This is a genomic window from Sulfuriferula sp. AH1 (genome assembly GCF_002162035.1).
Classification (GTDB): Bacteria; Pseudomonadota; Gammaproteobacteria; order Burkholderiales; family Sulfuriferulaceae; genus Sulfuriferula.
This window is the reverse complement of record NZ_CP021138.1, coordinates 1,702,239-1,723,539: the sequence shown is the minus strand read 5'-3', so window position 1 is coordinate 1,723,539 and position 21,301 is coordinate 1,702,239. Positions and strand designations below refer to the sequence as shown.

Here is a 21,301-nt window from a genome sequence, read left to right as displayed (position 1 = left end):
AGAGCTGTCAGATTTGGAGTGTAATCTTACAGAGAATTGCATACCGCCGGAAACTGCTTAAAGGGGTAGCCATGACTTTTGATGAGTTTCTGGTGAAAAGACGCCAGTTGATGGCTAATAAGATGAGGCGTTATTACAGTTCGCTTTAGGTTTGTTTGAATTTAGTTACAGATTTTAATAAAAAAATTACATATGCATAAAAAAATTTATGTTTCTGATTTGGCTTGGTTAGGTTGTTAGTGGTCGAGATTTTAATAATAACCAAATAAAAACAATAAGTTGTTGTGATTATAAAAAACCGGCACGGTAGCTGCTAATAGATAATTACTTCACAACACTTAAGGAATAAAAATGCTACCAAATCACGGAAAACTAACTTGTACTAATTGCTTTGCTAATCAATCAGCGGTTTGGGGGAAAACCGCTACTGAAACGGATGGATGGCGGCTTGAATATGCGCCGGGTGCTTGGGGGAGCGCAAATCCTAAAACACTGGTTCTGGGCTTTTCTAAAGGTGCTAACCAGATGCAAAAATTGGCTACGCGTGCCTTCGATGATATTCCATTCAGTGGAATACGCCCGAACATGAGCCGCATTCTACATCGGCTTGGGTTGTTACCTTTGCATGAGGTTATTGATAGCCGAATCAAATCCGATGAGCAAGATTATGCATTTGGCTCACTTATCCGTTGCAGTGTGTCTGCTAAAAATCCCGTTACTGGAAAATTTGAAAAATCGGGTGATGTGATTCGCAAAAGCTGCTCAGCTTCAGCACCGCTTGATTTCATTGGTAAATGTACAAAACAGTTCTTGGCTAACTTGCCACCTCGTCTGGAAACAGTGGTGATGTTAAGTAACGACGATGATTATGTCGATGCCTGCTATGAACAGATGCGGAAGTTGCATCCAGATCTAAAGCGTATCAATGCTGTCGCTTATGGCAATAAGCAAGTCACTTTCGTTCATGTGATTCATCCAGCCGGTACAAGTGGTCGGCATATTCCTGATTGGCTTGAGGCCACCAAGGGTAAGCAGGCTTCGAAGCGTGATATGGCTATAGCAGCACTGAGTGCCAATAATCAATTTATTGTTTAGTAGAAGTATTTTTACTTATGTAATCGGGAAAAAGCATGAACCCAGATAAATGGCTAGGTAATTTACTGAAAAGATACGGCTTGAATCAACCAGATGGTCGTATGTTGTATGGCTACCGACTGACCGACGATGAATACCTGTCTTTAAAAGATACGCTTGCTTTTGCGTCTGAGTTTGGCCAATTGGGTGAAGTGGCCCGTAAAATTCGTAGCTTTCCGGCTTTATTTGTTCTTTATGCGGCTGAGTGGTGGCGGCGTGAATATCAGGGTGGTGCTTGGGAGTGGGCTCCAATAATCGGCTCTTTCGGTGGAGATGCAACGCAACTTGCAACAAATGCTAGAACTGAATGTGTTCAACAGGGGTTCGCATATTGGGGACATAGGCCCAGCGGTGAAGGCAAGAAATTTTTTGGTGCCGCAGTAGCTCAGGGCGGTTTGCCACTTAAGTTTATTGGGAATGGTGGCGGCAAACTTGCCTCGATCATGGCATCCGCGCTTCGCTCGGCAACCCGTTTTCACTGGGATGAGTCACAAATTGCACAAGATGTTGCTGATCGTGCTGATGAGCTGCCGGGCAGTCTGCACAAACCCGAAATTTATGCTTTGATTGCCCAAATGGTGAGGGCGGTTTTGGAACTGAAGAAAGAGTTTCAGTTGACTGGCGAAACCGACCCGATTGCGATCTTGAATAAGCGGGATCCTCAATGGCGTGAGCGTTTTCCACTACAACTAGAAGATGTCGCTGCGGAGGCGCTTTTGACTGGTTTGGTGAAAGAGGCTGCGCAACAGGTTGTGGTATCTTCATCTAGTATGTTTGCAGTTGAGCGTTTTCTGAAACCGATTGCAGAGGGGCGATATGAGTTGATGTCATCATTGCACTGTCCGACAACGGTGCATGTCGAGAATTTGGTCCACCTTTTTAGGCTCCACACTAATGAAGATCTACCCCGTTATTTTTCAATTGATGCCCAAGTCGGTGAGCGGGAGCCGTTTGCTGATGGAAGGCAGATTCTTGGCGCTGAGACGGCGAAAGCATCGCTATTCGTCAACAAACGATACTTATAGTGGACCCCTCAGTCAAGACAATAATGCATCGAGTTTAAGAGGGTAACCTTTTACATGCAGCGGAACAGCGCTGCCCCGGTTTTCTGTTTCTTTTTTCGTTTCTATTTCTGAGTGCGTTTTTTCTGTCTCACTCGGGTGCCCGGACAAGAGTTTTTTGTCGTATTTGTCCACAATCCTTGCGCCGCCTCCGCTTGCTGTACGGTAAACCTGGTCCGGTGTGTCGTAGCCCAGCGATTGGTGCGTTCTTTCCGTGTTGTAAAACACAAAGTATTCCGTCAGTCCAAGCAGTAAATCAGGCATGGTGGCGTAGCCTTTCAGGTACACGTCTTCATGTTTGACGCTACGCCAGAGCCGTTCCACAAAAATATTATCCAGTGCCCGGCCTCGCCCATCCATGCTGATGCTAATGCCGTGCGACTTGAGCACGCCCGTAAAAGCTTCACTGGTGAACTGGCTGCCCTGATCGGTATTGAATATCTCAGGCGCACCATATGTTTGCAATGCCTGCTCCAGGCAGTCCACGCAGAACCCACTATCCATTGTGTTGGATAACCGCCATGACAGTACTTTACGCGAGTACCAGTCAATCACCGCCACCAAATACACAAACCCTCGCGGCAGACGAATGTACGTAATATCTGTGCTCCATACCTGATTGGGACGCGTCACCAGCACGCCCCTGAGCAGGTACGGGTAAACCTTGTGCTGCGGGTGCCGTCGACTGGTGTTAGGCCATGGCGCCATGCCCGCAAGACCCAATATACCCATCAGCCTCTGCACACGCTTGCGGTTGATCTTGTGCCCCAAGCCACGCAGGTATTGCTTGATCTTGCGGCTGCCGTAAAACGGATGCCGCGTGTATTCGGCGTCAATCAGTGCCAGTAACGCCAATTCCTGTTTGTCTGGTTCTGTCGTTAATTGTGGCGCATAAACAGTGGAACGCGCCACACCGGTCAGTGCACATTGCCGTATCAGCGCCAGCGGCTCGATGGTGCTGACCCATTGCTTGCGCACTGCTATTGGCTGATCCCAGACTTTTTTTTGAGCCAGTCCAGTTCCATCTTCAACCGCCCAATCTCGGAATAGAGCCGCTCAGGACTGGCAGATGGGTCGGCAGGTTTCGGGCCACGTTTGGCATCAAACACATTGGCAGCTTGCTCTTGCAGCTCCTTCTTCCATAAACCAACTTGCGTCGGATGTACTCCAAACTCCTGGCCAATTTCGTTCACCGTCCTGATGCCGCGAATTGCCTCAAGTGCCACCTTGGCCTTGAATTCACCACTAAAATTCTTACGCTTCGTTTCACTCACAACCTGCTCCTTTGTTCAGCAGGTTACTATCTTAATTCACTGTCTGAAAATTGGGGTCCACTATATTACCGAATTGCAGTTTACTTGCCAGGGATTTTTCTTCCGAGGAAGAACGTCTATCTTCGATTCGTCAATGGTTGACGGAGGATATCAACGTTATTTCACTTCGTACCGAGGGGCTTTGGTCGGACTTAAGTGACCGAATTGTTGAAGGAGGGGGTTATTTCCGTACCGCAGAACATTCGGCTCAGCAGCCAGGAAGCCGTTTAGAGCAGTATGAACGGGATTTCAAGTCGGGACGCATAAACCTTCTAAGTTGTTCAACCACGATGGAGATGGGTGTCGATATTGGAGGTATCACCATCGTGGCAATGAATAATGTGCCACCTCATCCCACTAACTATTTGCAGCGTGCAGGTCGGGCTGGACGACGTTCAGAAACTCGATCCGTAGCATTAACAGTTTGCAAAAACAACCCTCACGATCAGCATGTATTTGATAATACTCTTTGGGCATTCACGACTCAGTTGCCTGCTCCGACTATTAAGCTGGAAAGTCCAATCATTGTCCAGCGACATATAAATTCAATGATGTTGGCGAGCTTTCTTCGGTCGCAACTTTCTAATTCGGCCAGTCTTGATAAGCTAGATATGGGATGGTGGATGCTTCCAAAAGAAGTGGCACCAGCGAATAAGTTTATTGCCTGGGCTAAATGTTTTGATGAATCGAAGGAAACGCATCTTGCATCAGGGTTGCGCTCGTTATTACGTCATACCTGCTATGAGGGAGCAGTATCGCTTGGTCGACTCGCTGCGGAGGCCGCAGCTATGCTCTCGGCACATAGTCACGAATGGTTTGGGGAATTTGATAGTGTTGAATTACAGTTGGCTAAGTTCCAAGGGGCAATTAAAGAGAAGGAGCCAGCATATAAAGCTCTGCAGATACAACAAAAGCGACTTACCGGGGAATATTTGCTTCGCGAGCTTGCGGCAGAAGGCTTTTTGCCAGGATATGGCTTCCCAACTGATATCTCTTCATTTGAGACGATGACTTGTGACGAGTTGGAGCGAAATAAAACGAGAAAAAAAGATGATCGGATAGATAATCTCTTACGCCATCGAGAGTTGCCAAGTCGTGGCACAGTGACAGCTTTACGGGAGTACGCACCTGGAGCGGAAGTGGTTATTGATGGTCTTGTTTATCGTTCTGCAGGCATTACGTTAAATTGGCATGCGCCTGCTTCAGTGCAAGCAATCAAGGAAATACAGAACTATAGTGGACCCCAATTTTCAGACAGTGAATTAAGATAGTAACCTGCTGAACAAAGGAGCAGGTTGTGAGTGAAACGAAGCGTAAGAATTTTAGTGGTGAATTCAAGGCCAAGGTGGCACTTGAGGCAATTCGCGGCATCAGGACGGTGAACGAAATTGGCCAGGAGTTTGGAGTACATCCGACGCAAGTTGGTTTATGGAAGAAGGAGCTGCAAGAGCAAGCTGCCAATGTGTTTGATGCCAAACGTGGCCCGAAACCTGCCGACCCATCTGCCAGTCCTGAGCGGCTCTATTCCGAGATTGGGCGGTTGAAGATGGAACTGGACTGGCTCAAAAAAAAGTCTGGGATCAGCCAATAGCAGTGCGCAAGCAATGGGTCAGCACCATCGAGCCGCTGGCGCTGATACGGCAATGTGCACTGACCGGTGTGGCGCGTTCCACTGTTTATGCGCCACAATTAACGACAGAACCAGACAAACAGGAATTGGCGTTACTGGCACTGATTGACGCCGAATACACGCGGCATCCGTTTTACGGCAGCCGCAAGATCAAGCAATACCTGCGTGGCTTGGGGCACAAGATCAACCGCAAGCGTGTGCAGAGGCTGATGGGTATATTGGGTCTTGCGGGCATGGCGCCATGGCCTAACACCAGTCGACGGCACCCGCAGCACAAGGTTTACCCGTACCTGCTCAGGGGCGTGCTGGTGACGCGTCCCAATCAGGTATGGAGCACAGATATTACGTACATTCGTCTGCCGCGAGGGTTTGTGTATTTGGTGGCGGTGATTGACTGGTACTCGCGTAAAGTACTGTCATGGCGGTTATCCAACACAATGGATAGTGGGTTCTGCGTGGACTGCCTGGAGCAGGCATTGCAAACATATGGTGCGCCTGAGATATTCAATACCGATCAGGGCAGCCAGTTCACCAGTGAAGCTTTTACGGGCGTGCTCAAGTCGCACGGCATTAGCATCAGCATGGATGGGCGAGGCCGGGCACTGGATAATATTTTTGTGGAACGGCTCTGGCGTAGCGTCAAACATGAAGACGTGTACCTGAAAGGCTACGCCACCATGCCTGATTTACTGCTTGGACTGACGGAATACTTTGTGTTTTACAACACGGAAAGAACGCACCAATCGCTGGGCTACGACACACCGGACCAGGTTTACCGTACAGCAAGCGGAGGCGGCGCAAGGATTGTGGACAAATACGACAAAAAACTCTTGTCCGGGCACCCGAGTGAGACAGAAAAAACGCACTCAGAAATAGAAACGAAAAAAGAAACAGAAAACCGGGGCAGCGCTGTTCCGCTGCATGTAAAAGGTTACCCTCTTAAACTCGATGCATTATTGTCTTGACTGAGGGGTCCACTATAGAACATACGTGAAGCATGGCGTTGTCGTGCTTGCGGTTCCAGCGGTACAACAGTTTCGGCAGATCAGATATCTCACTGTCCCGATTGCGGTACTTCGTTGCCGATTGGTCCGGATTGCCGATTTACCTATCTTGAGCCAGCTGGTTTCTCAGTCGATCTTTACGAGTCTCCGCATAACGATATTTCGACTCAGTCGTACGTGCCTGTGGAACTGCCATGGATCAACGCGAGCGGCGAGTGGTTGCCACTCGCGAACCCGAAACTTGGCAGCTACAGGTCGAGTTCTTCTGGTAGTGTGTTTAATTATTCGGCTGGTACAAACGGTCATGGTTACGCCATCTGTTTGGAGTGCGGTCGAGCCGAACCTATGATTACAGAGCCTGAGGATATAACCGCTAATAAGGAGGGTGTCGCCTTTCCAAAGGTATTCACCACACCCCATCGCCGTTTGCGTGGTGCTCAAGGTGGAGAAACCTCCATTTGTGAAGGGAGTAATAGGAAGTTTTCTATCAAGCCAGGTGTTCGACTCGGGCATAGCATGACTACCGATGTTTTGGAGCTTATGCTTTGGTGGTTCGATGGGCAGCCACTGACAGACCGGCAGGTAGCATATTCGCTTGCTGTTGCAATTCGTAGTGGAATTGCTTCAATGCTCGGTATTGAAGTTGATGAGCTCGGCTGCGACACTAAGCCGATACGGTTAGATGGTGGAGTCAGTGGTCAAGCTATCGTGATTTTTGATCGAAGTGCTTCGGGGTATTGTTCGTCAGTTACGAATCGGTTGCGGGAAGTATTGGGTCAGGCCAAAGAGGCATTGAACTGCAGTGCAGAATGTGAAGGTGCGTGTCAGCATTGCTTGCTCAGCTACGATACACGCTTCAGGCTAGATGATCTCAATCGGCAAGTGGCCTTGGATTTCCTCACTGAACGTTGGTTAGCTGACTTTGAGCTTCAAGCCGGAGATGCATTGTTCGGTAAAGATCGAACTAATGCTGAATTTCAGTCTTTACCGGAGGCAATTACACGCGAGTTGGCACGCCCAGATATTGAAGAACTCAGGATGTATCTTCTTGGTGATGTATCCGAATGGGATATTGCATCGTCGCCTTTGCGTAGCTGGATTCAGAGATGGGCATCTTCACCTTGTATAGTCAAGATTATATTGGCCCAGACAGCTGTGAATGAACTGTCACAGGCTGATCGGTTTGCTCTTCATGTTATGTCGAATCTTGATAATGTATCAATTTGGTCTGGTGATGTGCCTGCTTGCTCACCAAATGGTTATGTTGTGGCTGAGATTATTTCAGCCGGTAAATCGCGAGCATGGGCCTATCCGACGTCTTATTCGGCATATCCCGCAGCGAATTGGGGCGTTAATAACGGAGCTTTGTTGGTGTTTGGCAATCCTGAACTTTCGGGTATCCTGGTTCAGCCACTCAATTTCGCTACTGACACGCCAGTGGAGACATCCGGCCGCGTTTGTAGAGTTGAGGTTTCAAATGCTTTGGATGGAATTTCATCGGGTTTCGGTGAGCGTTTGCTCACGGAGTTGGAGTGTAAATTTGGATCATCATTGATAGGTGGTTCGTCCGATATTGTTCGAGTTGCATACCGAGATCGCTATTTGAACTCGCCACTCCCGGCCGCTTTACTCCTTGATTTTATTTCAGCATTCAAGCGCGCATATAAGGAACGCTGGGCTGTGCAGTCTGTAGAGCTCGGTGTTGTGCCATTTGCAGAGGAAGTAAATAGCTTTAAGAAGCCAAGCATGTTTTTTAACAATTGGCCTACCTCAACAGCGCGTGATGAAGCTATTCGTGAGGCATTTGAATATTGTGGAATGAGCTGCATTTTGCAAAGTATGCCTAAACAGGATGTGATACATGCGCGACTTCTGGAAATCGAGTGCGAGGATGGTCATGTTACGAAGGCATGGCTCGACCAAGGGTTCTCGTACTGGCAAGTACCAAAACTAGCTGGGAATCTATTGTCCAGGCAGGCGTCGCAATTTCCGTTTAATGACTCAGCTCAGGAACAGGGGCGGGCAGTTTCGGAAGCTCGGGTCAGGATTGAAGGGCAGATATTCCCGACTTATATATTTGTTGAGAGCGAATGAAATGTAGTAGTTCCGACTTGATCTGACAGTAGCATCAGTCAAATCGGGGGACTGTCAGATCAGATCGCGACTACTACATGTCGCCACGTTTTTGTTCCAGCAAACGCTTTACGTGTGACAGGATGCCGGATGCGCGATGCTGCAAGCGCGGGTCTGTCACGCACGCCACCTGCCATGTTGCCGCTGACTTAATTTTGACCATATAACGGCTATAAGCACCTGGTCAATTTTAAACCAGCACAGGTGGTCATTTTTAACCTAGCGTCAACAAGGAGGCCACCGCAAGACTTGGACAGTTCGAGGACTTCGAGGATGCGCTTGATATGCAGGATGCGGCTCGCGCTGAACTCGCTGCGACACAAGCAACAGTGATGCTAGTTGAGGGGGACGCGGCACGTCTTTGTGAAGCGATACAATACGACCGCGCGAATAGGTCAGCCGATGCCGTGGTTGAAACACTTTATGAGCGGTTGACTGAAGGGAAGATACTTGCACAGCGTCGCAAATCACTAGAGGAAAGAATTAAGGAGGCAGGAAAAGCTTTTACTCAGGCAGATCAGACAATACGGCTGGCGAATCAGGAGTTGGCTAACTTAAAGTCTGCAGCCGGTTGCGAAATGCCCCACTTCTTCGGCAATCTTGCGCAAGCTCATGCCATGTTTCCTCAATAATTCAATTTCCACATACACCTCGTCTGTGATCATGGCCGAATCCAAAATCCGGCCATCTTCCCAAATAGGTGTATCAGTTTTCAATCGGCGCTCTGTATCAATTTACATCCGGCAGTGACAAGGCTTCGCTGGAGCGAGCAGGTGGAGACCTCCAGGCATGCACACCGCAAGTGGAAAAGCGACACGAGAAGTTGATCGAGGCAGAGGCGGCACTTGGCAAGATTGATGGCGATGCGGATGCGGAGCAAAAAGCAGCAGATGCAGCGGCTAGGCTTTCAAATCTGATCGCCGAATATGCATCAGCACGACTTTCATCCTCCATTATTTCGGAGGCCATAGAAACCTACCAGCAACGCTATCAAGGCCCCCTGTTGGCGCGTGCATCAGAACTGTTCGCGACTATCACTGGGGGACGATTCACCAAAATTGCGACGGATTTCGATGAAGATATGACAATCCTCGTTGGCGTTCGAGCCAATGGCAAGCGTGAAACCGTTGGTAATCTAAGTTCGGGTACACGGGATCAGCTTTTCTTGGCATTGCGATTGGCCGCAATTGAGAGTCATGTTTGTAATCAGGAACCAATGCCGGTTGTGGTGGATGACATCGTTATTAATTTCGACGACACATCGGCGAGCGCAACCTTCAAGGTGCTTGCGGAATTGTCCAAGAAAACGCAGGTATTGTTTTTTACACACCACGAACATTTGCTGGAAAGAGCAGTGAGTGCGATAGGTTCAGGGTCATTCATGGCTCACAAGCTATAGATTGACCTCGGCTGTTCAATCATATCATTGTAATAGGTGGTCGACTTTGGATGATTATGGGTGGCGGGTTTGGGGTTCATTATGTAAGCAGGCAGCCATCAGCCGTAAGGCTGATTTGAACTGTGCAAAAGTGTCACCAAAAGTGTCACCAATTGAATATTTTAAGGAAATAAAAATGCCTGCATTTCTGCAAGCCTTTGAATTGATTGGTGCGCCCGAAGGGATTCGAACCCCTGACCCCTTGGTTCGTAGCCAAGTACTCTATCCAGCTGAGCTACGGGCGCATCCGTAAGAACAAAATTGTAACATACTTCACTGTCTTAACTCAACTACTGGTTTAAAAATTGCTTAAACGGTTGTTGGCGGAGAGAGAGGGATTCGAACCCTCGGTAAGGCTATAAACCCTACGCTCCCTTAGCAGGGGAGTACCTTCGACCACTCGGCCATCTCTCCTAATTGCTGGTTTTCAGCAACTTCAAACAGCGCGCCATGATAGCCTAACGCGCCTGGGGCGTCAACTTTATCCGGCGTTTTCCAGATTAAATGCCTTGTGCAGCACTCGTACCGCCAGTTCCAGATACTTTTCGTCGATGACGACGGAAATCTTGATTTCCGAAGTGGATATCATCTGGATGTTGATGCCTTCTTCGGCCAGCGTCTTGAACATGGTGCTGGCGATGCCTACGTGCGAGCGCATGCCTACGCCGATGATGGAAACCTTGGCGATCTTGTCGTCGCCGATGATTTTGTGGGCGCCGATCTGCGGTTGCATGCTGTTGAGCAATTGCATGGCGCGGGCGTATTCGTTGCGATGCACGGTGAAGGTGAAATCGGTGGTGTTGTTGGCGCCGACGTTCTGGATGATCATGTCCACGTCGATGTTCGCATCGGCGACCGGGCCCAGGATCTGGTATGCGATGCCTGGGGTGTCGGGTACACCGAGTACGGTAATCTTGGCTTCGTCGCGGTTGAAGGCGATGCCAGAGATAATCGCTTGTTCCATGTTGTTTTCTTCCTCAAAAGTGATGAGTGTGCCTTCGCCTTCTTCCTGAAAGCTGGAGAGTACGCGCAGTTTGACTTTGTATTTGCCGGCGAATTCGACCGAACGGATTTGCAGTACCTTGGAGCCGAGGCTGGCCATTTCCAGCATCTCTTCAAAGGTGATGGTCTTCAGCCGGCGCGCTTCGGGAACGATGCGCGGGTCGGTGGTGTATACGCCGTCGACGTCCGTGTAAATCTGGCATTCGTCAGCCTTCAGTGCGGCGGCCAGCGCAACGCCGGTGGTGTCGGAGCCGCCACGGCCGAGCGTGGTGATGTTGCCGTGTTCGTCCACGCCCTGGAAACCGGCGACGACGATGACTTTGCCTGCGGCAAGGTCGTTGCGGATGTTTTCTTCGTCAATGCCGAGAATGCGGGCTTTGGTATGGGCGTTGTCGGTGAGGATACGGACTTGCGAGCCGGTGTAGCTCTTGGCTTTCAATCCCAGATCTTTTAGCGCCATGGCTAATAAAGCGATAGTCACTTGTTCGCCGGTAGACACTAGAACGTCGAGTTCGCGTGGATCGGGATCGGATTGGACGCCTTTGGCAAGTGCAATCAGGCGGTTGGTTTCGCCGCTCATGGCGGAGAGTACGACGACAACCTGATGTCCCAGCATTTTGAATTTGGCTACGCGTTCCGCTACATGTTTGATGCGTTCGACGCTGCCTACCGATGTGCCGCCGTATTTCTGTACAATGAGTGCCATAAAAATTGGTTAAAAAAGCAAAAGCAAATTCTAGCGTAGTCGGGGGGAATTGGCGAGCACCGGATCAGCCTTTTAATGCGGGCGTGATATGAGGTGCAAGCGCTTGCAGTAATTGGCCGAATATTTTGGGGTTGCCGGCAATGATATTGCCGCTGTCGATATAGCTGTCGTCACCCTGAAAATCGCCTACCAGACCGCCGGCTTCCTTGACCAGCAGGCAGCCTGCGGCAATATCCCATTTCGACAGGCCGATTTCCCAGAATCCGTCCAGGCGGCCAGCTGCGACGTAAGCCAGATCCAGCGCGGCAGAACCGGGACGGCGCACACCGGCGGTTTTCTGCAGCATGTCGCGCAACATGCCCATGTAGGCGTCGAGGTGAGTGAAGTCGCGGTAGGGGAATCCGGTACCGACCAGCGCATCGGCCAGTTTGATGCGTTTGGATACGCGGATGCGGCGTTCGTTCAGATAGGCGCCCTGACCACGTGAGGCGGTGAACAAATCATTGCGGCTCGGGTCGTAAACAACAGCCTGATCCAGTTGGCCCTTGTGTACCAGCGCGATGGAGATGCAGTATTGGGGGAAGCCATGCAGGAAGTTGGTGGTGCCGTCGAGGGGGTCAATGATCCATTGGTATTCGGAATCGCCTTGCTGACCGCTCTCTTCTGCTAAAATAGCATGATTTGGGTAAGCGTCCAGCAGCACATCGATAATTGCGGCTTCGGCGGCGCGATCCACTTCGGTGACGAAGTCATTGTGTTGCTTGTGTTTGACGGTTAAAGCGTCGGTGTCTTGTGATGCGCGGTTGATAATACCGGCGGCACGACGGGCGGCTTTTACCGCGGTGGTGAGCATAGGATGCATGGCAATATGTCAATGAGCGAAATAATAACGCTTAGTTTAACTCAAAACCGTGATTTTCCCCAGCGTCAGGCTGATAAATCATGGATTAACCATTGAAAACAGCTATGTCCAACTTGTTAGATAATGTACGTATCGTATTGAGCCATACCAGCCATCCGGGCAACATCGGTGCGGCTGCGCGAGCGATGAAAACCATGGGCTTGCATGATTTGCGCCTGGTGCAGCCCAAACAATTCCCCGACCCCGCCGCAGTGGCAATGTCTTCCGGCGCTACCGATGTGCTGGATGGAGCCGTGGTCACGCAGGATCTGGCCAGCGCATTGACAGAAGCGGTCATGGTAGTCGGCTGTACCGCCCGACGGCGCGATCTGTCGCACACCATGCTCAGTGCGCGCGAGGCGGCGCCGTTATTGCTGGCGCATGCCGCCAACGCGCCTGTCGCGCTGGTGTTCGGCACGGAAATGTCGGGATTGACCAATGCCGAGCTGGATCAGTGTCAGATGCTGGTGCATATTCCGGCTAATCCGGATTACAGTTCCCTGAATCTGGCGTCGGCTGTGCAGATATTGAGTTATGAACTGCGCTGCGCGATGCCGGAACCGGGCATGCCGGAAAATGTCCCGCAGGAATTGGCGCGTCATGACGATCTGGAATTGTTTTATCGTGAGCTGGAACGGACGCTGGTGGCTATCGGTTTCCTGAATCTGGCTGCGCCGCGGCGTTTGATGACTCGGCTGCGACGCCTGTATTCGCGTGCGCAGCTGGAGAAGGAAGAGCTGAATATTTTAATGGGAATACTCAAGTTGATGCGTAATCCGGCGCAGGTCAATGTACCCAGGGACTGGGATATTGTTGACTAATTTAGTCAGGTATTGCATACTTGTCCACCTGTGGAACAGATAGGGGTCATCGTGTTCGATCAATTGCGTGAAGACATAGCGGTAGTATTCGAGCGGGATCCGGCGGCGCGTTCGGTATTTGAAGTGCTGACCACTTATCCCGGCATTCACGCGATACTGCTGCACCGGCTGTCATCGCGGTTCTGGCGCTGGGGCTGGAAATGGCTGGCGCGTTTTACCGCCTATTTCGGACGCTGGGCGACCGGGATCGAGATTCATCCCGGCGCGCATATCGGCCGCCGGGTATTCATCGATCACGGCATGGGCGTTGTGATCGGTGAGACAGCGGAAGTGGGCGACGATTGCACGCTCTATCATCAGGTCACCTTGGGCGGCACCTCGTGGAACAAAGGCAAGCGTCATCCTACGCTGGGTAAAGGCGTGGTGGTGGGGGCCGGGGCCAAGATACTGGGGCCGCTGACAGTTGGCGAAGGCGCCAAGATAGGTTCGAATGCCGTAGTGGTGAAAGATGTGCCGGCAGGCGCGACTGCAGTGGGTATTCCGGCGCGGATTTTAACCAGCGCGGCAACGGAAGAAGCGACGACTGCCGTCAAGAAGCTCGGTTTTGCCGCTTACGCGATCAGCGCCGACATGAATGACCCGATGGTGAAGGTGGTGCATGGTCTGATCGATCATTCCGCGACCATGGATGAGCGTATCAACTGGATAGTTGAGCAGCTCAAAGTATTGGGAGTGGAGCCTGCTACGCCGGCACCGAAACGAGATGAGTTCGACCCGGCGTATTTAAATAAAATAGTTGACTGAATTTATCGGGTATTGTATTGTCCAATTCACTGTGACGGATACGGGAAATGAATCATGCGCTTGACAACTAAAGGACGGTTTGCGGTGACTGCCATGATCGATTTGGCGCTGCATCATGGTAAGGGTCCGGTAACTTTAGCCGCGATCAGCGAGCGCCAAAAGATTTCGCTCTCGTATCTGGAGCAATTGTTTGGTAAATTACGGCGCCGTGAACTGGTGGAAAGCGTCCGCGGCCCCGGCGGCGGATATCGCGTCGCCAAGCCGTTAGCCGAGATTTCTGTCGCGCAAATCATTCAGGCCGTAGATGAGCCCATGGATGCGACCCAGTGCGGCGGGCTGGAAAACTGTCAGGACGACCATCGCTGCATGACGCACGAATTATGGTCGAATCTGAACCGGCGCATACAGGATTATCTCAGAACGGTGACTCTGGCGAATCTGGTTGAACAGCAGCAAGCTAAAAATTCAGCATCGGCGGTGGTATGCGACCACCGCGTAAAACGTGAAAAAGTTTCGGTGGCTGCCTAGGTATCTGAACCCGGCCATCTTATATTGGAGTTGAAAATGTTAAAGCACCCGATTTATCTGGATTATTCCGCCACTACCCCGGTGGATCCGCGCGTCGCCGCGAAAATGATCCCGTATCTGACCGAAATGTATGGCAACCCCGCCAGCCGCTCCCATGCTTACGGCTGGGAAGCGGACAAAGCGGTGGAAACCGCGCGCGAACAAGTTGCGCAGCTGGTCGGCGCCGACCCCAAGGAAATCGTGTGGACTTCAGGTGCGACCGAATCCATCAATCTGGCACTCAAGGGCGCAGCCCATTTTTACAAGGCCAAGGGCAAGCACCTGATCACCTTGCGTACCGAGCACAAAGCCACGCTGGATACCATGCGCGAGCTGGAGCGTGAAGGTTATGAGGTCACTTACCTGACGCCTGAATCGGATGGCTTGCTGGACCTGGGAAAGCTGAAAGCCGCAATACGTCCCGATACCATCCTGATCTCGATACTGTTCGTAAATAATGAAATCGGCGTGATTCAGGATATCGCGGCTATCGGCGAGATTTGCCGCGAGAAAGGCATTATTTTTCACGTGGACGCGGCGCAGGCTACCGGCAAGGTCGATATCGACCTGGACAAGCTCAAGGTCGATCTGATGTCGTTCTCCGCCCACAAGACTTACGGCCCGAAAGGTGTCGGCGCCTTGTATGTACGTCGCAAGCCCCGTGTGCGCATCGAAGCGCAAATGCACGGCGGCGGCCACGAGCGTGGCATGCGCTCCGGCACACTGGCGACGCATCAGATCGTGGGCATGGGTGAAGCGTTCCGCATTGCGCGCGAAGAGATGGCGACCGAAAACGTGCGCATTCGTGCATTGCGCGATCGTCTGCTGAAAGGCCTGTCGGATATCGAAGAAGTTCATGTCAACGGCGACATGGTGCATCGCGTACCCCACAACCTGAATATCAGCTTCAATTTCGTCGAAGGCGAGTCATTGCTGATGGCGATCAAGGATCTGGCGGTATCGTCCGGCTCGGCATGTACTTCCGCAAGCCTGGAACCTTCCTACGTGCTGCGCGCGCTGGGACGATCGGATGAGCTGGCTCATAGCTCGATACGCTTTTCCATCGGTCGCTACACGACCGAGCAGGATGTGGATTACGCAATCGATCTGCTGCATCAGAAGATCGGCAAATTGCGCGAGTTGTCGCCGTTATGGGAAATGTACAAGGACGGTATTGATTTGAACAGCGTGAAATGGGCAGCGCACTAATTTTAGGAGAACACTCATGGCTTACAGCGATAAAGTATTGGATCACTACGAAAATCCCCGCAACGTCGGTTCGTTTGCCAAAGACGACGAAGAAGTGGGCACCGGCATGGTCGGCGCGCCTGCTTGCGGCGACGTGATGAAACTGCAAATCAAGGTCAACAAGGACGGCATCATCGAAGATGCCAAATTCAAGACGTATGGCTGCGGTTCCGCTATTGCTTCCAGCTCGCTGGTTACCGAATGGGTAAAAGGCAAAACGCTGGATCAGGCGATGGAAATCAAGAACACGGCGATCGCCGAAGAACTGGCATTGCCGCCGGTCAAGATACACTGCTCGATTCTGGCTGAAGATGCGATCAAGGCCGCGGTAGAGGATTACAAGGCCAAACACGGCGAAACCGCCGACAGCGTGCATTAAGGAGAGAAACATGGCCATTACTGTCACCGAAAGCGCAGCGAAACATATTGCCAATTTTCTGGCAAAACGCGGCAAAGGTGTGGGTTTGCGACTTGGCGTCCGCACCAGCGGCTGCTCGGGCATGGCTTATAAGCTGGAGTTTGCCGATGCCGTGGAAGACGACGATCTGACCTTCGTCAATCATGGCGTCATTGTGCTGGTCGACCCCAAAAGTCTGCCGTACATAGACGGCATGGAACTGGATTTCACCCGCGAAGGTTTGAACGAGGGGTTTAAATTCAACAATCCTAACGTCAAGGACGCCTGCGGCTGCGGCGAAAGTTTCAACGTCTGACTTATTAATTACGGCCCGGCATCAGGCGCATCGCGTGCCTGCCTCCGGGATCGGGCGCTAACGCTATCTAGATACGGATCAGGATGATGCAATTTGATTTTAGCCGTAACCATTTTGAATTGTTTGACCTGAAACCGCAGTTTGAACTGGATAATGCAACGCTGGAAGCGGCTTATCGGCAATTGCAGGCTCAGGTGCATCCTGACAAGTTTGCGCATTTGTCCGAAGCAGAAAAACGGGCCTCGATGCAGTGGTCAACCCGGGTCAACGAAGCCTACCAAACTCTCAAATCACCGCTTAACCGTGCAGTGTACATATTGCAATTGAACGGCATTAATGCGCTGTCCGAAACCAATACGCAACTCGCGCCCGTGTTCCTGATGCAGCAAATCGAATGGCGCGAGGCTATCCAGGATGCGCGTGACGGTAGCGACTTGGGCGCTTTGCAGCAGATTGAACGCGAGATTGCCGCGCAAACCAAAATCTGGCGCGAACAGCTTTTAGCGCAGCTGGATCAGCAGCACGATCTGGTGGCCGCTACCAACACGGTGCGTCAACTCAAGTTCGTCGACAAAATCATGAGCGAGATCGACGACGCTTATTCAGTATTGGATAATTAATTACATGGCACTTTTGCAAATTTCAGAACCCGGCATGAGTACCGCACCGCACCAGCACAGGCTGGCGGCGGGCATCGATCTGGGCACGACCAACTCACTGGTGGCAAGCGTGCGCAACGGCGTGGCACTGGTATTGAATGATGAGGATGGACGCGCATTGCTGCCGTCTGTCGTACGCTACAGCAAAGCGGCTGACCCTGTAGTGGGTTATGCGGCGCAAGCGGTGCAAAGCCAGGATCCGCACAACACCATCGTTTCCGTCAAACGTTTCATGGGTCGTGGGCTCAAGGATATCGTCGATGCGGCGAGCTTCCCCTATCATTTCGTCGATGCGCCGGGCATGGTGCAGCTAAAAACGGTAACCGGCGTAAAAAGCCCGGTTGAAGTCTCGGCAGATATCCTGCGCGTATTGCGCGATCGTGCCGAACGCTCGCTCGGTGGTGATCTGACTGGTGTCGTGATTACCGTACCGGCCTATTTTGACGATGCGCAGCGTCAGGCCACCAAGGATGCGGCCAAGCTGGCCGGGCTGAATGTCCTGCGTCTGCTCAATGAACCGACTGCAGCTGCCATTGCCTACGGCCTGGATAACGCCGCCGAAGGCGTTTATGCGGTATACGATCTGGGCGGCGGTACTTTCGATATTTCCATCCTGCGTTTGTCGCAAGGCGTGTTCGAAGTGCTGTCGACCAACGGCGACTCGGCTCTCGGTGGCGATGATTTCGATCAGCGCATATTCTGCTGGATATTGGAGCAAGCCAAATTTCCCGAGTTGACCGCCAAAGACACACGTCTGTTGCTGAGCAAGGCGCGTGAAGCCAAGGAGGCGCTATCAGACCATCCGGAAGTGGGTATTACCGCTGTTTTATCCTCAGGGGAAACGGTGGATGTGATGCTTACGGCCAAAATCTTTAATGAAATTACCGCCAGTCTGGTCAACAAGACGCTGGCTCCGACCCGCAAGGCACTGCGCGATGCGGGTTTGGGGGTGGATGAAATCAAGGGCGTGGTCATGGTAGGCGGCTCCACCCGCATGCCGCGGATCCAGTCCGCTGTTGCCGAATTTTTTGGCCAGACACCGCTGACCAATCTCGATCCGGATAAGGTCGTTGCGCTTGGTGCGGCGATACAGGCCAATGTGCTGGCAGGTAATCGCGCACAGGACGACTGGCTGTTGCTCGATGTGATTCCACTGTCGCTGGGCATAGAGACCATGGGCGGTCTGGCCGAAAAGATCATTCCGCGCAATACCACCATCCCTGCCGCTCGCGCACAGGAGTTCACTACCTACAAAGACGGCCAGACGGCGATGAGCATTCATGTCGTGCAGGGCGAGCGCGAACTGGTGAGCGATTGCCGTTCCCTGGCCAAGTTTGAATTACGCGGCATTCCGCCGATGGTGGCTGGCGCTGCGCGAATAAGAGTAACCTTCCAGGTCGATGCCGATGGTCTGCTGTCGGTATCCGCGGAAGAACTGAAGAGCGGCGTACAGGCCACGATAGCGGTCAAGCCGGCGTATGGACTGGCCGATGAAGATATTACCCGCATGCTGCAGGCATCGTACGTTCACGCCAAGGAAGACATGCAGATGCGCGCCATGCAAGAGGCGAAGGTGGATGCAGAACGGCTGCTCGACGCCACGCAAACGGCGTTGGCTGAAAATGGCAGGGATTTGCTAACCGAAGAAGAATTGCAGACCATCGCTTCAGCCATGCAGGCGCTGACGCTGCAGTTGGAGGGTGCAGATCACCGTGCCATTAAGGATGCCGCCGAAGTGCTGAATAATGTCACCCGTGATTTCGCTGCGCGCCGCATGGATGCCAGCGTCAAGCAAGCGCTGGCCGGTCAACGATTCGATACCATTTAGGAACAAGTACCATGCCACAACTCATAGTCTTACCTCATCCGGAGCTTTGTCCCGAGGGCACCGTCATCGATGCAAAACCCGGTGTCAGTATTTGCGACACCCTGTTAGCCAATGATATTGAAATCGAACACGCCTGCGAAAAATCCTGCGCCTGCACGACTTGTCATGTGATCGTGCGCGAGGGCTTCAATTCGCTTGAGCCGTCGTCCGAGCTGGAAGACGATATGCTGGACAAGGCCTGGGGTCTGGAGCCGAATTCGCGTCTGTCATGCCAGGCCATCGTCGAGGATTCCGATCTGGTGGTCGAGATACCTAAATACACCATCAACATGGTCAAGGAGGGGCATTAGCATGAAATGGACGGATACGCTGGATATCGCAATCGAACTGATGGAAACGCACCCGGATGTCGATCCGAAGTTTATCCGCTTTACCGATTTGCATGGCTGGGTCACCGCGCTGCCTGATTTTAACGATGATCCCGAACGCTCCAATGAAAAGATACTGGAAGCTATCCAGATGGCGTGGATAGAGGAAGCAGAATAATGACTCATGCAAAAGGCCGGGATATTCCCGGCCTTTTGCATGAGGGTCAGCCCGATTTACTCGGCTGAACGTGCCGATACTTTACGGTATGCATCCAGCAGGCGCTGGTGCATGTCACAGCCGGTTAAATCCATGCCCGGCGCGCCGAGCTCGAAAAAGCGGTTGTCACGGTTCAGCAGGGCGCGTGCCTGTGTGAGCGTTTCCGCTCCGTAAAGCAGCGCCAGACTGGTTTGATACGGCGTCTCGTCTTTCATCTCCAGCAGTGTGGCGATGCAGCGGTACACCAGGCGTCGTGGTGCGGCGATCTGTTCGAAGTGATCGATCCAGTCGCAGCCTTCGCGTATCGCCTCTGCATCGCCGCAAGCCAGCGCCAGCAGAGTCTTGAGTTCACCGATACGCAGATCCTTCCAGTGCGAGCCGGGGTCGGCAGCCAGTCCGATCAGTGCCGCCACCGGGCGCTGGTCTGCCAGCCCTAGTTCATTCAGGGTATCAAGCAGGGTCTGGCATTCGCTCTCATCCAGATTTTGCAGATTCAGTATCGCCGGGCGCAAGTCGTTGGCGATGCTGTTGTTGTCCCACTCCAGATCATCTATCGGGTAGATTTCCGACATGCCGGGAACGATGATGCGGCAGCTGTACACACCCAGATCGGTGTAGTCGGCGATGTAGATGTCGCGGTCGTCCTGATGGATGCAGTCGCACAGCCAGTTGAATTCTTCCGCCGTGGTGCCGGGGTGATCCCAGTCGGCAAAGTCATAATCGGGCTTGTCGCGCAGGAATTCCCAGCTGATGATGCCGCTGGAGTCGACGAAATGGATTTCGATGTTCTGCGGATCGGCGATCTCTTCCAGATCGAAGCCGGGTTCGTGAAAGCCTGCCAGCGCATCCAGATCGCGGCCTTGCAGCAGTTCGGTCAATGAGCGTTCCAGCGCGACTTCAAAGCGCGGGTGCGCGCCGAAGCTGGCAAAGCAGCCCTGATCGTGCGGATTGAGCATGGTCACGTTCATCACCGGGTAACGCCCGCCCAGCGACGCGTCTTTCACCAGTATGCCGAAACCGGCAGCGCGCAATTCAGCGATACCCTTGGCGATGCTTGGGTAACGGGCGATGACTTCCTCAGGTACATCGGGCAGACAGATGCCCTCGCTGATGACGCGGAACTTGACGTGGCGTTCCAGTATCTCGGACAAGGCCTGCGTGCGTGCCTCGGTGGGTGTATTACCGGCGGACATGCCGTTGCTGACATACAGATTGCCGATGATGTTGACCGGGAACCAGCAGGTTTCATTATCGCGCTGGCGCTGATAGGGCAGGGCGCAGATGCCGCGCTCGGCATTGCCGGAATTGCGGTCGACCAGCGTCTGCAAATCCAGCGCGCTGTCCGGGTCATAGAATTCGCGCAATTCGGCGTTGAGCAAGTCCTCCGGCCATTTGTCGTCTTGCGGCAAATCGAACCAGCGTTCCTGCGGGTAGTGTACGAAGTCTTGTCCGGCGATGGTCTCGCCGAAATAATAATGCGTCCAGAAATATCGGCAGCCAAGGCGCTCGAAAAATTCGCCCAATGCGCTGGCCAGTGCGGCCTCTCGGGATGCGCCCTTGCCATTGGTGAACAGCAACGGACAGTCGCGGTCGCGGATGTGTACCGACCAGGCATCGGCGACCGGGTTGAGCCAGGAGCGCTCTTCGATGTTGAAGCCCAGTGCCATCAATTTGGCCTGCATGGTGGCGATGGAGGTTTCCAGCGCAGCATCCTTGCCGATAATAAAGTGTTGTTGCGTCATGTAGCGTCCCGA

The 21,301-nt window shown here is 52.4% G+C and carries 20 protein-coding genes, 2 tRNA genes and 2 pseudogenes; 17 read left to right on the top strand and 7 right to left on the bottom strand.

Annotated elements, in window-relative coordinates; genetic code table 11:
* The first annotated feature begins 351 nt into the window (after window positions 1–351).
* On the top strand, window positions 352–1,095 hold the full coding sequence (locus tag CAP31_RS08815) for a hypothetical protein (protein WP_157662717.1): 744 nt from the start codon (window positions 352–354) through the stop codon (window positions 1,093–1,095).
* A 35-nt stretch (window positions 1,096–1,130) separates the two neighbouring features.
* Window positions 1,131–2,159 carry an STY4851/ECs_5259 family protein gene (locus CAP31_RS08810; RefSeq protein ID WP_087447194.1) on the top strand — a complete coding sequence of 343 codons (1,029 nt, stop codon included), beginning with the start codon at window positions 1,131–1,133 and terminating at the stop codon, window positions 2,157–2,159.
* A 159-nt stretch (window positions 2,160–2,318) separates the two neighbouring features.
* Here the strand turns inward: CAP31_RS08810 and CAP31_RS08805 are convergent.
* Window positions 2,319–3,469 (bottom strand): annotated as a pseudogene (locus CAP31_RS08805) (IS3 family transposase); the annotation flags it as partial.
* Window positions 3,470–3,606: 137 nt separating this feature from the next.
* On the opposite strand from CAP31_RS08805, the gene CAP31_RS08795 reads away from it, so the two are divergent.
* The 3 genes and pseudogenes from CAP31_RS08795 (at window position 3,607) to CAP31_RS08780 (ending at window position 8,236) form a co-directional block, all read left to right on the top strand.
* A complete protein-coding gene (locus CAP31_RS08795; protein WP_223247224.1) occupies window positions 3,607–4,779 on the top strand; it encodes a helicase-related protein in 1,173 nt (390 codons plus the stop codon).
* Between the two features lie 26 nt (window positions 4,780–4,805).
* A pseudogene (locus CAP31_RS08785) lies at window positions 4,806–5,956 on the top strand (IS3 family transposase); the annotation flags it as partial.
* A 531-nt stretch (window positions 5,957–6,487) separates the two neighbouring features.
* Window positions 6,488–8,236, top strand: a complete 1,749-nt coding sequence (locus tag CAP31_RS08780; protein ID WP_087447190.1) for a DUF1998 domain-containing protein — start codon at window positions 6,488–6,490, stop codon at window positions 8,234–8,236.
* A gap of 73 nt (window positions 8,237–8,309) precedes the next feature.
* Here the strand turns inward: CAP31_RS08780 and CAP31_RS15160 are convergent, their stop codons facing one another.
* Entirely contained in the window at window positions 8,310–8,438 is a 129-nt protein-coding gene (locus tag CAP31_RS15160) for a hypothetical protein (protein ID WP_255377098.1), read from the bottom strand.
* Between the two features lie 121 nt (window positions 8,439–8,559).
* Here CAP31_RS15160 and CAP31_RS14905 point away from each other — a divergent pair, with 121 nt between their 5' ends.
* Together CAP31_RS14905 and CAP31_RS08770 are read left to right on the top strand one after the other, a co-directional pair.
* Window positions 8,560–8,907 (top strand): hypothetical protein, encoded by a 348-nt coding sequence (locus CAP31_RS14905; protein WP_087447189.1) that lies wholly within the window; start codon window positions 8,560–8,562, stop codon window positions 8,905–8,907.
* 170 nt (window positions 8,908–9,077) lie between these two features.
* Window positions 9,078–9,674, top strand: a complete 597-nt coding sequence (locus CAP31_RS08770; protein ID WP_157662716.1) for an ATP-binding protein — start codon at window positions 9,078–9,080, stop codon at window positions 9,672–9,674.
* 207 nt (window positions 9,675–9,881) lie between these two features.
* Here the strand turns inward: CAP31_RS08770 and CAP31_RS08765 are convergent.
* From CAP31_RS08765 to CAP31_RS08750, 4 genes are all read right to left on the bottom strand, one after another.
* A tRNA-Arg gene (locus CAP31_RS08765) sits at window positions 9,882–9,958 on the bottom strand.
* Window positions 9,959–10,034: 76 nt separating this feature from the next.
* Window positions 10,035–10,127 (bottom strand) — tRNA-Ser (locus CAP31_RS08760).
* A gap of 67 nt (window positions 10,128–10,194) precedes the next feature.
* Window positions 10,195–11,421, bottom strand: a complete 1,227-nt coding sequence (locus tag CAP31_RS08755) for an aspartate kinase (protein ID WP_087447187.1) — start codon at window positions 11,419–11,421, stop codon at window positions 10,195–10,197.
* Window positions 11,422–11,485: 64 nt separating this feature from the next.
* Window positions 11,486–12,283, bottom strand: a complete 798-nt coding sequence (locus CAP31_RS08750) for an inositol monophosphatase family protein (RefSeq protein WP_087447186.1) — start codon at window positions 12,281–12,283, stop codon at window positions 11,486–11,488.
* Window positions 12,284–12,387: 104 nt separating this feature from the next.
* On the opposite strand from CAP31_RS08750, the gene CAP31_RS08745 reads away from it, so the two are divergent.
* From CAP31_RS08745 to iscX, 10 genes are all read left to right on the top strand, one after another.
* Window positions 12,388–13,143 carry an RNA methyltransferase gene (locus CAP31_RS08745; protein WP_087447185.1) on the top strand — a complete coding sequence of 252 codons (756 nt, stop codon included), beginning with the start codon at window positions 12,388–12,390 and terminating at the stop codon, window positions 13,141–13,143.
* Between the two features lie 51 nt (window positions 13,144–13,194).
* The gene (cysE, locus tag CAP31_RS08740) at window positions 13,195–13,947 is read left to right on the top strand and encodes a serine O-acetyltransferase (protein WP_087448330.1); all 753 of its coding nucleotides are present in this window, start codon (window positions 13,195–13,197) and stop codon (window positions 13,945–13,947) included.
* A gap of 54 nt (window positions 13,948–14,001) precedes the next feature.
* Window positions 14,002–14,475: a Fe-S cluster assembly transcriptional regulator IscR gene (iscR, locus tag CAP31_RS08735; RefSeq protein WP_087447184.1), complete on the top strand. Its 474-nt coding sequence runs from the start codon at window positions 14,002–14,004 to the stop codon at window positions 14,473–14,475.
* Window positions 14,476–14,511: 36 nt separating this feature from the next.
* A complete protein-coding gene (locus CAP31_RS08730) occupies window positions 14,512–15,723 on the top strand; it encodes an IscS subfamily cysteine desulfurase (RefSeq protein WP_087447183.1) in 1,212 nt (403 codons plus the stop codon).
* 16 nt (window positions 15,724–15,739) lie between these two features.
* Window positions 15,740–16,141 (top strand): Fe-S cluster assembly scaffold IscU, encoded by a 402-nt coding sequence (gene iscU / locus CAP31_RS08725; RefSeq protein WP_087447182.1) that lies wholly within the window; start codon window positions 15,740–15,742, stop codon window positions 16,139–16,141.
* Between the two features lie 10 nt (window positions 16,142–16,151).
* Window positions 16,152–16,475: an iron-sulfur cluster assembly protein IscA gene (iscA, locus tag CAP31_RS08720; protein ID WP_087447181.1), complete on the top strand. Its 324-nt coding sequence runs from the start codon at window positions 16,152–16,154 to the stop codon at window positions 16,473–16,475.
* A gap of 83 nt (window positions 16,476–16,558) precedes the next feature.
* Window positions 16,559–17,095, top strand: coding sequence for a Fe-S protein assembly co-chaperone HscB (hscB, locus tag CAP31_RS08715; RefSeq protein WP_223247223.1), 537 nt, complete (start codon window positions 16,559–16,561; stop codon window positions 17,093–17,095).
* A gap of 4 nt (window positions 17,096–17,099) precedes the next feature.
* Window positions 17,100–18,962 (top strand): Fe-S protein assembly chaperone HscA, encoded by a 1,863-nt coding sequence (gene hscA / locus CAP31_RS08710; protein ID WP_087447179.1) that lies wholly within the window; start codon window positions 17,100–17,102, stop codon window positions 18,960–18,962.
* Window positions 18,963–18,973: 11 nt separating this feature from the next.
* Entirely contained in the window at window positions 18,974–19,312 is a 339-nt protein-coding gene (gene fdx / locus CAP31_RS08705) for an ISC system 2Fe-2S type ferredoxin (RefSeq protein WP_087447178.1), read from the top strand.
* Window positions 19,308–19,508 (top strand): Fe-S cluster assembly protein IscX, encoded by a 201-nt coding sequence (iscX, locus tag CAP31_RS08700; RefSeq protein WP_087448329.1) that lies wholly within the window; start codon window positions 19,308–19,310, stop codon window positions 19,506–19,508. Before fdx ends, iscX begins: the two co-directional genes overlap by 5 nt.
* A 56-nt stretch (window positions 19,509–19,564) precedes the next feature.
* Here the strand turns inward: iscX and ycaO are convergent, their stop codons facing one another.
* Window positions 19,565–21,289 (bottom strand): 30S ribosomal protein S12 methylthiotransferase accessory factor YcaO, encoded by a 1,725-nt coding sequence (gene ycaO / locus CAP31_RS08695; RefSeq protein ID WP_087447177.1) that lies wholly within the window; start codon window positions 21,287–21,289, stop codon window positions 19,565–19,567.
* Between the last annotated feature and the right edge of the window lie 12 nt (window positions 21,290–21,301).